Origin of the sequence: Rhizobium sp. AC44/96 (assembly GCF_001692185.1) — a bacterium.
Classification (GTDB): Bacteria; Pseudomonadota; Alphaproteobacteria; order Rhizobiales; family Rhizobiaceae; genus Rhizobium.
Genome location: NZ_LXKO01000030.1, coordinates 18,710 through 32,741, shown reverse-complemented (window position 1 = coordinate 32,741; position 14,032 = coordinate 18,710). Strand labels below are relative to the sequence as shown.

13 protein-coding genes are annotated in these 14,032 nt (G+C 61.5%); 3 read left to right on the top strand and 10 right to left on the bottom strand.

What is annotated here, in order from left to right; translation table 11 throughout:
• Nucleotides 1-1,164, bottom strand: a complete 1,164-nt coding sequence (locus A6U87_RS19955) for a PotD/PotF family extracellular solute-binding protein (protein WP_065693050.1) — start codon at nucleotides 1,162-1,164, stop codon at nucleotides 1-3.
• Between the two features lie 23 nt (nucleotides 1,165-1,187).
• On the bottom strand, nucleotides 1,188-2,282 hold the full coding sequence (locus A6U87_RS19950) for an ABC transporter ATP-binding protein (protein ID WP_065693049.1): 1,095 nt from the start codon (nucleotides 2,280-2,282) through the stop codon (nucleotides 1,188-1,190).
• Between the two features lie 192 nt (nucleotides 2,283-2,474).
• Between A6U87_RS19950 and A6U87_RS19945 the strand changes: the two genes are divergently transcribed.
• Entirely contained in the window at nucleotides 2,475-3,326 is an 852-nt protein-coding gene (locus A6U87_RS19945) for a helix-turn-helix transcriptional regulator (protein ID WP_065693048.1), read from the top strand.
• On the opposite strand, the gene A6U87_RS19940 is transcribed toward A6U87_RS19945, so the two are convergent.
• The 8 genes from A6U87_RS19940 to A6U87_RS19905 form a co-directional block, all read right to left on the bottom strand.
• A complete protein-coding gene (locus A6U87_RS19940; RefSeq protein WP_065693047.1) occupies nucleotides 3,302-5,008 on the bottom strand; it encodes an ABC transporter ATP-binding protein in 1,707 nt (568 codons plus the stop codon). The genes A6U87_RS19945 and A6U87_RS19940 overlap by 25 nt on opposite strands.
• On the bottom strand, nucleotides 5,005-5,949 hold the full coding sequence (locus A6U87_RS19935; RefSeq protein ID WP_065693046.1) for an acetamidase/formamidase family protein: 945 nt from the start codon (nucleotides 5,947-5,949) through the stop codon (nucleotides 5,005-5,007). Before A6U87_RS19935 ends, A6U87_RS19940 begins: the two co-directional genes overlap by 4 nt.
• A 67-nt stretch (nucleotides 5,950-6,016) precedes the next feature.
• On the bottom strand, nucleotides 6,017-7,636 hold the full coding sequence (locus tag A6U87_RS19930) for an ABC transporter substrate-binding protein (RefSeq protein ID WP_065693045.1): 1,620 nt from the start codon (nucleotides 7,634-7,636) through the stop codon (nucleotides 6,017-6,019).
• A gap of 26 nt (nucleotides 7,637-7,662) precedes the next feature.
• Nucleotides 7,663-8,583 (bottom strand): ABC transporter permease, encoded by a 921-nt coding sequence (locus tag A6U87_RS19925; RefSeq protein WP_065693044.1) that lies wholly within the window; start codon nucleotides 8,581-8,583, stop codon nucleotides 7,663-7,665.
• Nucleotides 8,583-9,431, bottom strand: coding sequence for an ABC transporter permease (locus A6U87_RS19920; RefSeq protein WP_065693043.1), 849 nt, complete (start codon nucleotides 9,429-9,431; stop codon nucleotides 8,583-8,585). Before A6U87_RS19920 ends, A6U87_RS19925 begins: the two co-directional genes overlap by 1 nt.
• Nucleotides 9,431-10,012: an ANTAR domain-containing response regulator gene (locus A6U87_RS19915; RefSeq protein ID WP_065693042.1), complete on the bottom strand. Its 582-nt coding sequence runs from the start codon at nucleotides 10,010-10,012 to the stop codon at nucleotides 9,431-9,433. Before A6U87_RS19915 ends, A6U87_RS19920 begins: the two co-directional genes overlap by 1 nt.
• Nucleotides 10,009-11,142 (bottom strand): transporter substrate-binding protein, encoded by a 1,134-nt coding sequence (locus A6U87_RS19910; RefSeq protein ID WP_065693369.1) that lies wholly within the window; start codon nucleotides 11,140-11,142, stop codon nucleotides 10,009-10,011. The genes A6U87_RS19915 and A6U87_RS19910 overlap by 4 nt, the downstream gene beginning before the upstream one ends.
• A 201-nt stretch (nucleotides 11,143-11,343) precedes the next feature.
• Nucleotides 11,344-11,586, bottom strand: a complete 243-nt coding sequence (locus A6U87_RS19905; protein WP_065693368.1) for a WGR domain-containing protein — start codon at nucleotides 11,584-11,586, stop codon at nucleotides 11,344-11,346.
• Nucleotides 11,587-11,850: 264 nt separating this feature from the next.
• On the opposite strand from A6U87_RS19905, the gene A6U87_RS19900 reads away from it, so the two are divergent.
• Both A6U87_RS19900 and A6U87_RS19895 read left to right on the top strand, forming a co-directional pair.
• Nucleotides 11,851-12,150: a hypothetical protein gene (locus A6U87_RS19900; protein ID WP_065693041.1), complete on the top strand. Its 300-nt coding sequence runs from the start codon at nucleotides 11,851-11,853 to the stop codon at nucleotides 12,148-12,150.
• Nucleotides 12,151-12,266: 116 nt separating this feature from the next.
• A complete protein-coding gene (locus tag A6U87_RS19895; RefSeq protein WP_065693040.1) occupies nucleotides 12,267-14,003 on the top strand; it encodes a hypothetical protein in 1,737 nt (578 codons plus the stop codon).
• Nucleotides 14,004-14,032: the final 29 nt, after the last annotated feature.

Here is a 14,032-nt window from a genome sequence, read left to right as displayed (position 1 = left end):
TCAGGCCGACTTGAAGCGCGCCATCAGTTCGGCGCGGCCCGGATCTGTCAGCGTCACGGCGGCGCCGAACTCGAGCGGCGTCAGCGATGCTTCGTCGGGGTAGACGATCTTGTTCGAGGTGATCTCCTTCGGAAGCAGCGAAATCACGCGGCTGTCCGTTGCCGGCGCGCCATTGGCGATGTGCTCCTTGGCGGCATTCGCCGGATCCATCAGGAAGTTGAGAAGGGCATAGCCCGCGGCCTTGTTCGGCGCATCCTTCGGGATCGCATAGTAGTCCGTCCAGATTTCGCCGCCGTCCGTGCCCAGCACGTAGGCGATTTCAGGAACATCGCGGTTCAGCTGTGCGCCGTCATTGGTCCAGCACATCGTCATCCAGGCGTCGGTTGCGCGCATCGCCGGCTGATAGTCGCTGTTGATGGCGAACAGATGCGGCTTGACCTTGATCAGGAGCTCTTCTGCCTTGGCGAGTTCGTCGGCCTTGATTGAATTGAAGCCGTAGCCCAACGAAACCAGTGCGCTGCCGATCGTCGTCAGCTGGTAGTCGTGCACCATGGCGCGGCCATCGGCTTCCGTCTGTGCGAGCTCGAAGAAGTCCTTCCATGTGGTCGGCTTCGACTTGATCTTGGACGTGTTGACGGCAAAGCCGGTCGTGCCCCAGTTCTTCGGCACGGCATAGGTCTTGCCGTCGATCTGGCCTTCCTTGGTGAAGCGCGGATTTTGCGTCGTCTGGCTGAAATTGGGGATCTTCGACAGATCGAGTTCATCGATCAGGCCAAGCTTGTGGTGGGTCGAAATCGTGTAGTTCGTCGGCACGAACAGCGACCAGCCGGACGCGCCGGCCTGCAGCTTTGCCAGCATTTCCTCGTTCGAGCCGAAGACGTTGACTTCAACGGCGACACCGGTTGCGGCCTTGAAGTTATCGAATGTCGCAGGGTCGTGGTAGTTCGGCCATGTGGCGATCGACATCTGCGTTCCGAGTTCACCCGCGGCATAGGCAGGTGTCGAGAGCGCGCCGGGGAATCGCGACATGACCGCCGTGGCAAGGCCAAGGCCGGTGATGCCGAGGAAATGGCGGCGGCTGACGGAGCCGCGCTTCAGGCGCATGAATTCGTCCATGAAGCCTTCGGCGGAAATGGGAAGATTATCCTTGTAGTCCTTGCTCATGATGCTGTTCCCTTGTTTTGGTTTTATGCTGCACTTGCTGGAAAGACATGCGCGGCCAGCGGGTCGAAGGCGAGGAACACCGCTTCGCCAGGCTCCACAAGGTCGCTTTCGCTCACACCGCGCCGATCTGCGGTCACGAGAAAATCACCGAGGCCGGGCACCGTTACCGCATACTCGGCAGAAGAGCCGAGGAAGATACGGTGCGTCACCGTGCCCTTGAAGGCAGTGCCGTCAACCGGTTGCCGCGACAGGCGAATGGCTTCCGGACGGATCGCAACAATCGCCTCGCCGACAGCGACGGACGGGCGCGGTCCGGCGGCGATCGCTGACCCGTCGGCGAGCCTGATGGTCGCTCGGTCGGCTTCCATTTTTGCCGTGACGCGGTTCGTCTTGCCCACGAAATCTGCAACGAAAAGATCAGCCGGGCGGTCGTAGACTTCCTGCGGCGAGCCGAGTTGTCGGATCCGGCCCGCGCTCATCACGCAGACGATATCGGCCATGGACAACGCCTCTTCCTGGTCGTGCGTCACCAGAACGAAGGTAATGCCAAGTTCGCGCTGGAGTGTTTGCAGTTCGATCTGCATCGCTGAGCGCAATTTCTTGTCCAGCGCCGCCAGAGGCTCGTCGAGCAGCAAAACGGATGGGCGGTTGACGATGGCACGGGCGAGTGCCACGCGCTGCTGTTGGCCGCCGGACATCTCGTGGATGCGGCGCTTGGCGAAGCCGCTAAGGCGTACCATCTCCAACGCCTCGCCGACGCGGCGATCGATCTCGGCGCTGGCGATCTTCGGCCGCATCTGTTTCAACCCGTAGGCAACGTTCTGTTCGACGTTGAAATGCGGAAACAGCGCGTAGTGCTGAAACACCATGTTGACGGGGCGGCGATAGGCGGGGACGCCGTTCATCTCGCGCCCGTCGATCAGGACCGTTCCTTCGCTTGGCTGCTCAAAGCCGCCGATCATGCGCAGGCAAGTTGTCTTGCCGCAGCCGGAAGGGCCGAGCAGCGCCAGGAAGGCGCCCTTCGGCACATGAAGATTAATGTCCGTTACGGCGGTCACCGCGCCATAGTTTTTGGTGACCGAACGGAACTCGATATCGTTCGTCGAAGCGGATGCCACGTCTGTTCCCTGCGGTTGGTTTGGAGTGGGCAGTCTAGCGCTGCCTTTTGCCACCGTCGTTGGTAAAAGACTAAGCCGCACCCTCTCTTACGGTATATACCCCGAGAGAGGTATTTAAGCCAAAATGGCTTCATGGAAGGTATATACACGCTCGCGGGCTTTCAGCGAGGAAACGGGGAGGGTTCCGTCAGGATGAGCACCGATTTGCAGGCGCTGTTTGAAGCCTTCGGCGCGACGGTCGGCAAGCCGGCGATGAGCGACGCCGAGTTCGGCGAAACCTTTCGGAACATGATGTCGGCACTGGTACGCTTCGATTATGTCGTGGCCTTTGCCTACCGCGGCAAGGAACGGCCGATCGATCTCTACAGCACCTTCGATCCGAAGGAGCACATCATTTTCGTCACGCTCTATCAGGCGGGTCCCTACCTCCTTGATCCATTCTATCACACGGCACATGCCCGGCGGACTGGCGTCTTCCGCATGCGCGAGCTCGCGCCGGATCGCTTTTTTTCCAGTGAGTATTACCGCACCTATTATGTGCAAACGGGGCTGGCGGAGGAGGTCGGCTTTTTCATCGCCGCGGACAGCGACACCACGATCGTGCTCTCGTTGATGCGGAGAGAAAAGACGGGGGCATTTCCCGCTGCCGAGATTGCATTGCTCAAGCAGGTCGAGCCACTGGTCGCCAAGATGGCCAGGCACTATTGGTCCGGCCTCGCCGCGCGCTTTGATGCCCAACTCAATACCGGACAACAGCGAGGTAAAAAGCGCGGAGCAAAAGCAACAGCGCTCCAACCCGCGGATGCCGTCTGGCAGGATCTCAATCTGACTGCCCGTGAAACGGCAATCGTCGACCTCGTACTTCAGGGGCACTCGTCGGAATCGATTGGCCTTAAGCTCAACATCTCGACCGGTACCGTCAAAGTGCATCGACGCAATGTTTACCGCAAACTCGGCATTTCATCGCAAACGCAGCTTCTATCGATCTACCTCAAGAATTTCGGCGCGACGAGCGAGGCTCACGCCTCACCGGTTTCGCGGTAAACGACCTCTTCTCGCGCGGCCCTGTAGTGCGCCGGGTCCGGGACAGGAACAGCCGCCATCAATGCCTGCGTATAGGGTTGACGCGGGTTCTCGAAGATTTCCCGTCGCGAGCCAGTCTCGACGATCTGTCCGTGCCGCATGACTGCGACCTTGTGCGACATGCGCTCGACGACAGCCATGTCGTGTGAGATGAAGAGATAGGCGAGGCCGATCGTCTCCTGCAGTTCAAGCAGCAGGTCCAGGACACGGGCTCTGACTGAAACGTCAAGCGCCGCAACGCTCTCGTCTGCAACAATCAGCTTGGGTTCGAGTGCCAGCGCGCGCGCAATGCAAATACGCTGGCGCTGGCCGCCGGAAAACTCGTGAGGGTAGCGGGTAGCGGCGTCGGGTGTGAGCCCGACTCGCTTCAGAAGTTCGGCTACCCGGTCGCGCCGCTCAGACTTGTCGCCGATGCCGTGGATGAGCATCGGCTCGGCGACCGCGGCGCCGACCGCCATGCGGGAATCAAGCGATGCATAAGGGTCCTGAAAGATCATCTGTGCGGAACGTCGCACCGGGCGCATCTCGCGCTGTCCCAGCCCGGCAATGTTCCGCCCGTCTATCAGCACATCGCCGGTAAACGGGATCAGGCCGAGAACTGCTTTTCCGGTCGTCGATTTGCCCGAACCACTTTCCCCGACGAGTCCGAGCGTCTCTCCCGGCAGGATGTCGAAGGAAACATCGTTGACCGCGCGCACCGGCGGCTTGCCCTTGAAGAAGCGGCTGCCGGAGGTGCCGTAAACGACATTCAAACCTGTGACGTTCATCACCGGCGCATGATCCGTGGGCTTGGCCTCTTTCGGGGAAGCGGTCACGCGCGGCGGGCCGTCGGTGCCCGACAGTGCCCCGAGCCGGGGAACTGCGGCCAGCAGCTGCTGGGTGTATGCCTCTTTCGGTTCGGAAAACACGGCCAGCGAGGGGCCGGTTTCGACAATGCGCCCATGCTGCATGATGACGACGCGATCTGCCATTTCGGCAACCACCCCCATGTCATGCGTAATGAGGATGATCGACGTGCCGAACTCGGTCTTCAGCTCGCGCATCAGCTTCAGGATCTGGGCCTGTACGGTGACATCGAGCGCCGTCGTCGGTTCATCGGCGATCAGCACCTTGGGGCGGCAGGAGAGCGCCATGGCGATCATGACGCGCTGCCGCATGCCGCCGGAAAGTTCGTGCGGGAACTGCTTCAGACGTCGGGCCGGCTCCGTCATCTGCACGGCGTCCAGCATCCTGAGCGCGACGGCCTCAGCCTGGTCGCTGCCCTGGTGCTCGCGAATGGCTTCCGTCAACTGCGCACCGATCGACATCACAGGATTGAGCGAGGTCATCGGCTCCTGAAATACCATCGCGATGTCGCCACCACGAATGCCGCGCATGGCGCGGTTCGACAGCGTCAGCAGGTCCCGCTCGCCAAGTAGGATGTTCCCCGAGGCGACGCGAAGCGATGCCTTCGGGAGCAGACCCATGATGGCGAGCGACGTCACGGATTTCCCCGACCCGGATTCGCCTGCGATACAAAGCGTCTCGCCGGAGGCGAGTTCGAAGCCGACATTGCGAAGGACCGGCTTGCGGCCCTCGGGCGTGAGGGCGTCTATGCTGAGATCGCGGACGGCGAGAACGGGCGAGGGAGCAGATGAAATCACGCGAATACGATCCTCGGGAAGTAGAACGAGACAACCCAGTTCGGCTGGTCGACGATCTCGCTGATCCGGAGATCGCCGCATACCGAGCAGAGAAGATAGGCATCGACGGCGCTCATGCCGTGTTCCGAACCGAGCAGGTCGATCATCCGCATCAGGCTTTCGCGGGCGCCGGTCATCAGGTCTGGGCCGATGCCGGTCGTCACTTCGTAGCCTGCGCCATCAAGGTGGCGGGTGACCGGCTCGGTGGTGGTGAAGCGCGGCGTCTGTAGGCGGGCGTCCTTGACGAGTTCGATCGTTGCCTCGACGTTCATCTGGCTTTCGATCGCCGTGCCGCAGACTTCGCCGTCGCCTTGCGCGGCGTGGGTATCACCGATCGAGAACAGAGCTCCATCGACCTCGACCGGCAGGTAGAGCGTAACGCCCGCCGTCAGGTCGCGGATGTCCATGTTGCCGCCGACGCGTCGGGGGGGGACGACGGAATGGGTGCCAGCCTCGGCCGGCGCGACGCCGATCGTGCCGGCGAAAGGCTTCAGCGGCACGCGACCACCGGGACCGTAAAGCGCAGGCGCCATGCTGTTGGCGTCGTAGGACCAGACGTGCAGCGCCGGATCCTTGAACTGATCGGCCAGCAGGCCGAATCCCGGGATATTGGCCGTCCAGCCGTGGCCGGAGGGCTCGAAGCGGCGGATGGTGACCTTCAAGGCGTCGCCGGGTTTGGCGCCTTCCACATAGACCGGACCAGTGACCGGATTAATCTTGCCGAAATCGAGATTGTTGAGCGTCTCGAGGGTGGCGTCACGGCCGAGCTGGCCGCCGGATGAATCAAGGCATTCGAAATGAATGGTCTCGCCGGGCTTTGCGACAACGGCCGGAGCGAAGTCCTTGTTCCAGCCGAAATTGTGCTGAGCGCGGTGAATGGTGTGGGTGCAGGCGACGCACATGTCAAAATCTCCCTGGGATGAGTGCACCTTCCCGGACCGGCCGGGAAGGTGTTTGCTCTTGCCGAGCTTATTGGTTGACGTAGATGGCGTCGTAATTGATGACGCGTGTCGGATCGATATAGATGTTGTCCGCACCGCCCATGCGCAGCCCCTTCGCCACAACACGGCGCTCGTTGATCACAGGAACCCACGGCGCATCAGCCATGATGTCGGTGAACACCTTGCCCCAGGCAGCGGTACGCTCGGCGGACTTTGCCGGATCGGACATGGAGTCTGCGGCAACAGCGCGCTTATCGAGATCGGCGTTGCAATACCACGACCAGTTCCAGCCGCCGGCGACCGCACCCGAGCATCCGAGGATCGGACCGTAGAAGTTCGACGGATCCGGGAAGTCGGCGATCCAGGCCATGCCGCCCGACCAGATCATTGGCGCTTCGCCTTCGGTCCCGCCCGCGGCGATGACGTTTGCCTGTGCCAGCGCCCGAACCTCGGCCTTGACGCCAATGGCGGCCAGATCCTGCTGGATTGCCTGGGCGATACGCGGCTGCGGATCGGTATTGGTGGAGTAGAGAACCGTCTCGAAGCCATCCGCGAAGCCAGCTTCAGCCAGCAGGGCCTTGGCCTTGGCAACGTCGTAGGCATAACCGGTGAACGCCTTGTCATAGCCCGGCATCAGCGGCGGCAGCGGCTGGTTGGCAGGTGTGGCACGGCCGTTCAGGATGCGTGTGATGCGCTCCTTGTTGATCGCCATGTTGACCGCCTGGCGGACCTTGACGTTGTCGAAGGGCTTAACCTTGGTGTTGAGCGTGATGTAGCCGGTGTGGAGCTGCTCGCCGTCGACAATCATCTTCGGGCCATCGGCCGAATTCTTGATCTCGAGGAACTTGGCCGGCGGGATGCCGTCGCCGGCGATATCGACTTCACCCTTCTGAAGACGCAGCAGAGCGACCAGCGGCTCCTGGCCGACCTCGACCTTGAAGCTGTCGATATGCGGGACGTCCTTGACGAAGTAGTCCTTGTTGCGTTCGAAAACGAGCTGCTGGCCGATTGTCCAGTCCTTCAGGATGAAGGGGCCGGAACCGATCGGCTTCTTGCCGAAATCGCCGCCGGCTGCCTCAACGGCTTCCTTTGGCACAACCGAGGCGAAGTTGATCGCGAGCACATGCAGGAAGGTCGCGTCGGGGCGCGACAGGTTGAAGACGACGGTCGATTCATCCGGCGTCTCGATGCCCGCCAGCGTGGTTGCCTTGCCGCCGGTCACGTCCTCGAAGCCCTTGATGGCGCCGAAGAAGCCGGCACCCGGACCCTGCGTCTTCGGATCGACCGCGCGCTCGATCGAGTACTTGACGTCCGAGGCAACGACTTCACGGCCGCTCGAGAACTTCACGCCCTTGCGGAGCTTGAAGGTGTAGGTGAGGCCATCGGGGGAAACAGTGAAGCTTTCGGCGAGGGACGGCACGAGGTTGGGTGTGCCCGGCTCATAGTCCATCAGGCGGGAGAAGAGGCTCTTGATCATCGACCAGTTGACCCAGTCATAGCCGATTGCCGGATCGAGCGTGCTGATGTCGTCCTTGTAGGTGACGACGATGTCGCCACCCTGCTTGGGTGCGTCTTGAGCCATGACGGCAAGCGGCGCGAGTGCCACCATCGTGGCGAGGCTCGTCGTTTGGAGCAGGCGTTTGAACATGTTAGGTTCCCCTTCTTTGGTTGCTGTCAACGTGTTCGGATACGTGGATCGATAAGCGGCGCGATAAGGTCGGCGAGCAGGTTGCCGATGACGATGGCGAGTGCCGATACCAGCGTGACACCCATGATGATCGGGATATCGACCTGTTGGATTGCCTGCCACGCAAGCTGGCCGATGCCTGGCCATCCGTAGACGGCCTCGACGACAACCACGCCGCCCATGAACTGACCGATATCGATGCCGATCATGGCGATGATCGGCAGGATCGCGTTCGGAAGCGCATGCCGAAAGATGATGCGTCGCGACGAGAGACCCTTGGCGCGGGCGGTGCGAACGTAATCCTGATTGAGCACGTCGATCATCGCCGATCGCACCATGCGTGCATACCAGCCGGCGCCAAGGACGCCGAGGGTGGTTGCCGGCAGTACCACATGGGCGAGGGTGCCGTAGCCACTCATCGGAAACCAGCCGAGCGTCACGGCAAAGATGTAAAGCAGAAGCAGAGCGACGACGAACTGCGGGGCGGAGACGCCGATGAAGGATGCCATCATCACCAGCCGGTCAACGGCGCCGCCACGGCGCACCGCCGCGAGGGTTCCGAGGATCAGGCCAAGGACAACTTCCACCAGAATGCCGGCCAGCATCAGGACAAGCGTTGCCGGGAGGCGGGCCGCCACCAGCGTCCACACCTCGGTCTTCTGCGCGTAGGAGCGGCCGAGATTGCCGGACAGCAGGTTCGTCAGGTAGGTCCAGAACTGCAGGAGCAGTGGCTGGTCCAGCCCCAATTCATGCCGAATGTTGGCAACCGTTTGTGTGGTAGCACTGCGGCCGGCGATCATCCGGGCAGGATCAGCCGGTAGCGCGTACAACAGGACGAAGGTTATGGCGGCGACGCCAAGCAGGATGAGGGCTGCCTGGACGAGGCGGCGAAGGACGACGAACGCCATCAGCCTCTACCCCGCTGTGTCGGATCAAGAATGTCGCGCAGGGCATCCCCGACGAGATTGAAGGAAAGTGCCGTCAGCAGGATGACCGCTCCCGGGAAGAAGACCAGCCAAGGTGCTGCCTGGAAGTAGCTCTGGCTTTCGAAGATGATGTTTCCCCATGACGGTTGTGGCGGTTGAACGCCGACACCGAGAAAGGAGAGTGTCGCTTCAAGCAGCACGGTCGTTGCAATCCCGAGGGTCCCCCAGACGATCGCCGTAGGCATCAGGTGGGGGAGGATATGGGTGAAGAGGATACGCATGTGGCCGGCGCCGAGCGAACGCTCCGCCATGATGAAGTCCCGCTCCACCAGTCCACGGGTCTCGGTATAGACGATGCGTGCGACCTGCACCCAGTTCACCAATGCGATCACCATGGCGACGATCCAGAGGCTGGGCTTGAGGAGGGCGGCGAGCACGATCGCGAGCAGCAATGCGGGAAACGCCATCATCAGGTCCGTAAACCGCATCAGCACATTGCCGAACAAGCCGCGCAAGTAGCCAGCGAGAATGCCGATAAAGAGGCCGATACCGACAGCAATGCCGTTTGCGACTAGGCCGATCAGCAGGGAGGTTCGGGCACCGAACAGCAGGCGCGAAAACAGATCGCGGCCGAGCGTATCCGTGCCGAGCAGGAACTGGCCGCCGGGTGGCAGCGGCGCTCCCTCCAGAGACAGTCCGTCGAACATCTGCTCATCCGGGCTATACGGTGCGATCCACGGTGCGGCGATTGCCAATAGGATCACAAGCAGAACGACGACCACGCCGAACAGGGCTGCCGGCTGGCGAAACAGGGCTTTCAAAACGCGCATCAACCGGCCTCCGGCAGCGGTTCGGCACCGCCCAGGATGAAGGCTGCAATCTGTTCCATCGGTAGCCGCCGGCGCATGGCGCAATCACGAAGCACGGCATAGGCCCGCTCCTCATCTATGTTGCGACCAGTCATTAATTTCTCCACTGCGGCGTGAACGAGCGGGCGGAGCCGCACGCGTTCTTCCAGATATTGCAATCGCTCGGCGGAAGCCTTGCGTTCCTGATGGATCGATACGGCCATGACCAGCGCCGGGTAGACGGCCGATGCCGCGATTGGTTTGGCAATGATGGATCCGGCACCCTGCTCCAACGCCCAGGCGATGCGGCCCGGTGCTTCCGAGCCAAGCAGTGCGACGACCGGGCATGTCGGCGTTGCGCCGTGCCACGGAAGCAGGCTGTCCCAGCCCTGATCAGCGTCAACGATGACCAGATCAGGTAGTTCGGCCGCCGAGAGCGGCGCCCATTGTATTTTCGGGGTGAGGCCAAGAAGGCGGAGTTGGCGGTGCAGTCGTTCGGTGTTGCCATCTTCCCGATGCAGAACCGTTGCGCGCCAGCCGGCGAAGTTCGGGGTTTCGCTCATTGAACCACCCGCAGTCTCGGCGAAGCCGGCTTGTTGCGCCCCGTGAGATAGGGGTCGGCCGCAAGAGGAGCACGCGAAGCGATCACATCGAAGCCGTTCTCGGCATTGATGCGGCCAAGGTGGAACGGCAGGGCAGCGTGGTTGGTCTCCCTGTCGATGACAAGCGGACCGAACAATGTTGGCCACGACGCTTGATAAAGCTGCTGTCGAACCGCGATGGGATCGTCGGTGCCGGCGGTGACAATCGCGTCAGTGCAGAGTTTGATCGCCGTATAAGCGCTGGCGAACACGCCGGAGGTCCTGCGGCCAGCGCCGAAATGCCCGGCGACCCGCGCCTTGAACGCCGCGTTCTCCGGCGTGGCGAGATTGTCGAAATACGAGGCCGCGCAAAGCTGGCCGAGGGCAGCGCCGGGCGTAATGTCGTCCAGCTCGCACTCCATCAGGTCGCAGCTGACGACAGGGCAGTTTTCCGGCCGAAACGCTGCATCGCGTTCGCCCAGCAGCCGGATGGCTTCGAGGAAGGCGTAGCTAGAGGGGCCGATCAGGTTGTTAAGAATGAAGCTCGGCCGGCGTTGTTCGATATCGCTGACGATGCGTTCGACAGCGGTTTCCTCAAGCGGAAGGTAGCGTTCGCCGAGTATCTCGCCGCCGGCGTTCGTCACCAGCTCGCGGGCAAGCCTGTTCATCTCCCATCCCCAGACATAGTTGGCGCCGACCAGGTAGGGGCGTTTGCCATAGCGGGGAATGAGATGCTCGAAGAGCGGGATCAGATGCTGGTTTGGGCAGCCGCCGACATAGATGACATTCTCGTTGGCCTCAAAGCCCTCGTAGGGGCACATGTACCAAAGGAGCGCGTCGTGCTTCTCCACAAGGGGAATGACTTCCTTGCGGGCGGCCGAGGTGATTGTTCCGACAATATGTCGGCAACCGGACCGCAACAGTTGGCGCGCGCCTTCAAGGTAGGCGGCGATATCAGCATGCGGATCGAAGAAAACCGGCTCGATTGCCAATCCGGCCGATCCGGCAAATTCGCGCAGCGCGAATTCCGCACCGTCGCGCGCGTCGCGCCCCATCGAGCCATAGGGGCCGGTGGTGGAATAAAGGATCCCGATCTTCAGCGCGTCGTTCATCAAAGACCAAAAAACAAAAAACCCCACGACGCGAACCATCCAGGGAATGGAGCATCATGAGGCGAAACTGCCCAGCGACTATCGAAGTCATGTGATTGCGGCATGGCTTTGCCTAATCCGCAGGCTTGGATAAAATACAGGCAGACCATGTTTGTCAAGCCTCGTCCAAGCGATATGCCGACGCAACGGCGGATGATTTCGCTATTTGACGGAGTAGCCTTTTTTCAGCTTCCTTTCGGCGATTTTGCGAAGCAACGCGATGGCGTCCTGCTCGCGTTCGAACATGTGTACGATCTCCTTGCCCCGAGTGCCGATACGACCCCAGGCGCGGACCAGCGATGTCTGGCCGAACAATGTCGGCTGGATCGAGAGTGCGTAGTAGCGCGCCATGTTTTTGGTGACGTCTATACGTTGAAGGCGGAGGCTGGACTGTTGCTGGCTCATGACCTCAAACATGATTCGGCTAGGAGTCAGCGTCCAACGACAAATTTGAATCGATTGGCGCAGATCGATTCATGTGTTTGATGCTTGGTGGCGTCGGACCTTTCGCTCACGCCCCCGGGCGATAGCGCCCAGGCAAAGTCGGCCGAGCGGGCTGCGGGAGTCGCGGCCTCTGCCGCCCACATTTACCGTTACGTACTTCCCCGCCTCGCGCCGTAGCGTACCCTCCGCCTGTCGGGTGAGCTTGTGACCCAAGGTGGTTGTATGATGGGGGATGGTAACACATCGGAGCCGGCGCCGAACAACGCCGCGCAGCGCGGCTTGTGGCGACTGATGCTGAAGCTGCCAGCGGTTCGGGGTCGCCTTCAGCTCATCATCACCAGATCCGCGTCTCTCGAAGGGCTCTGCGAGGCATATGAGGATGCGAGTGTCGCGCTGGAACGCCTTCGCGCGCGGTCTGGCGCCTCTCGTGACACGCTCGTCGAGGAGTACGAGACGATCTGCGGTGAGATTGAGAACGACGTCATCAAGCTCTGTCTCGACAAACGCTGGGGCATTCCGGAATAGCCCATCTGATGGCGCAATCGCCCGTTGATTTATTTTCCATTTGCTGTTGCAACCTATCGTTAGGCGCGCAATATATCCGCGCTTGTCCGGTTGATCATTGCGTGCGGGGAACTGCGATGCCTACTGAGCAGCGTGATATTGTGGCCAGCGCCGTTCCGGAGGTCGAGGCGCGCGCCGAACTCGAGCGACTTCTTTCCGACAATCGATTCCATGCGACCGAGCGTGCGGCCAGCGTTTTGCGGTATTTGGCCGACAGGCGGTTTTCGGGTGAAGATCACAGCGCCAAGGCCTACGAGATCGCCATCGACGTCCTTGGTCGTCCGAGCAATTTCGATTCGACCATGGATCCGATCGTCCGTATCGAGTTAAGCAGGATCAGATCCGCGCTGAACCAGTATTATGAGGCGTACGGTTCGGAGACTTCTGTCGAGCTTCGGCTGCCGAGGGGGCGCTATGTTGCGGAGTTTCGTCAGACAGGTGGCTGCAAGACCGACGAGCGGGCTAACTTCGACGGTGGCGCTTCCAATGAAGGCATCGACAAGAGCGACACGGTGGCCACCAACCAGCCCGTCCGATTGCCTTTGGCTCGCCGTGGGCAGGCTGCGGTGGCGGCTTTGTTCCTCGCTCTCATAGCTACCGCAATCGGCGGCCTTGGGCTTGCCTTCCGCACGATCAATACCGAGAAGCCGGTCGTCACGGTGACGATGGTGGCGGCCGCTGACGAGCAACGCGGAGAGGCAACCCTGACAAGGGACATGCTGCTGACGGCGCTGACGCAGTTCCAGACATTACGCGTCGTCGCAGGGCCTGCCCGGCACCGGACGCTCGCGGACGAACTTCGACCTTCCGTTGCAAACGCCTATGCCATCGACATGAAGTATTACAGCGACGGCGATGACCGCAGCGTCTGGTGGCAGATCACCGATACGCGGTCCGGCGATCTGTTGACGTCAGGCGTTCAGCATGTGGATGCAAAGGGAAAGACGGTGGTCGTCGCAAGAGCAGAGCTCGCGGCCTTGCTGTCACGGCGATTCGCAGCGGCGCGCAGCGCGATCAACAATGTCGAAACACATGGGGGTGCTGAGGCCTCGATCGGCAATGCATGTGTCCTGCGCGCGGAGTATGAGCTCGACGAGGGTGGGTCAGCGGCGCTCACAGGCGCTGCTTCTTGCCTCGAAAGGACGATTGCCGCTGATCCGAACGACGCGGATGCGGCGGCCACCCTTTCCAGAATTCTGCTCGCACAACAGACGGAAACGAACACAGCCACTGCGGTTAATCGCGCGCTCGAACTTGCCAATCGCGCGGTGTCTCTGGCCCCTATATCCGATCGCGCCCATATCGCATTGATGACGGCGCTCTTCTACAGCGGCAGGACGGAGGCGGCGATCAGTACGGGCAACAGGGCATTGTCGCTCAATCCGAACAATCCGGACGTCAGCGCGAACCTGGCGATGGTCTTGTTCAATTCGGGCTATTGGGACGCGGGCGTTTCACTGGCTGAAGACGCTGGACGTGACGTTGACGCGGTTCCGCGAGAAGCCACTCTCGTGCTTGCGCTCGATGCATATCGCCGCGGTGACTGGTCCGGAGCCTCGCTGCTGGCGGAGCAGTTGAATCACAGGGATTTCGATGCCGACATGCTCAAAGTCGCGGCCCTCGCTCAGCTGGGCTCCGATCAGGTTGCCGCTCGGCTTAGTGAAGTCCAGCAGCGCGAGCCAGACTTCGAATCGACATTCGACCGCAGGATGGCCTGGCGGCGATATTCCCCACAGCTGACGGCCTCCATCCAGGCTGGCCTGACGAAGGCCGGGGCGCAGTTCAACACGGAGTCATTGGCCAGCGCTCGATGAGACTCTGGCGATGATCTCGGGGTGCTGTT

Coding starts and splice junctions, on each gene's coding strand:
- A6U87_RS19925 (WP_065693044.1), bottom strand. CDS start 8,583: ATGGCGTTCGTCGTCCTTCGCCGCCTCGTCCAGGCAGCCCTCATCCTG.
- A6U87_RS19905 (WP_065693368.1), bottom strand. CDS start 11,586: ATGAGCCAGCAACAGTCCAGCCTCCGCCTTCAACGTATAGACGTCACC.
- A6U87_RS19900 (WP_065693041.1), top strand. CDS start 11,851: ATGGGGGATGGTAACACATCGGAGCCGGCGCCGAACAACGCCGCGCAG.
- A6U87_RS19910 (WP_065693369.1), bottom strand. CDS start 11,142: ATGAACGACGCGCTGAAGATCGGGATCCTTTATTCCACCACCGGCCCC.
- A6U87_RS19915 (WP_065693042.1), bottom strand. CDS start 10,012: ATGAGCGAAACCCCGAACTTCGCCGGCTGGCGCGCAACGGTTCTGCAT.
- A6U87_RS19935 (WP_065693046.1), bottom strand. CDS start 5,949: ATGTGCGTCGCCTGCACCCACACCATTCACCGCGCTCAGCACAATTTC.
- A6U87_RS19895 (WP_065693040.1), top strand. CDS start 12,267: ATGCCTACTGAGCAGCGTGATATTGTGGCCAGCGCCGTTCCGGAGGTC.
- A6U87_RS19920 (WP_065693043.1), bottom strand. CDS start 9,431: ATGCGCGTTTTGAAAGCCCTGTTTCGCCAGCCGGCAGCCCTGTTCGGC.
- A6U87_RS19955 (WP_065693050.1), bottom strand. CDS start 1,164: ATGAGCAAGGACTACAAGGATAATCTTCCCATTTCCGCCGAAGGCTTC.
- A6U87_RS19930 (WP_065693045.1), bottom strand. CDS start 7,636: ATGTTCAAACGCCTGCTCCAAACGACGAGCCTCGCCACGATGGTGGCA.
- A6U87_RS19945 (WP_065693048.1), top strand. CDS start 2,475: ATGAGCACCGATTTGCAGGCGCTGTTTGAAGCCTTCGGCGCGACGGTC.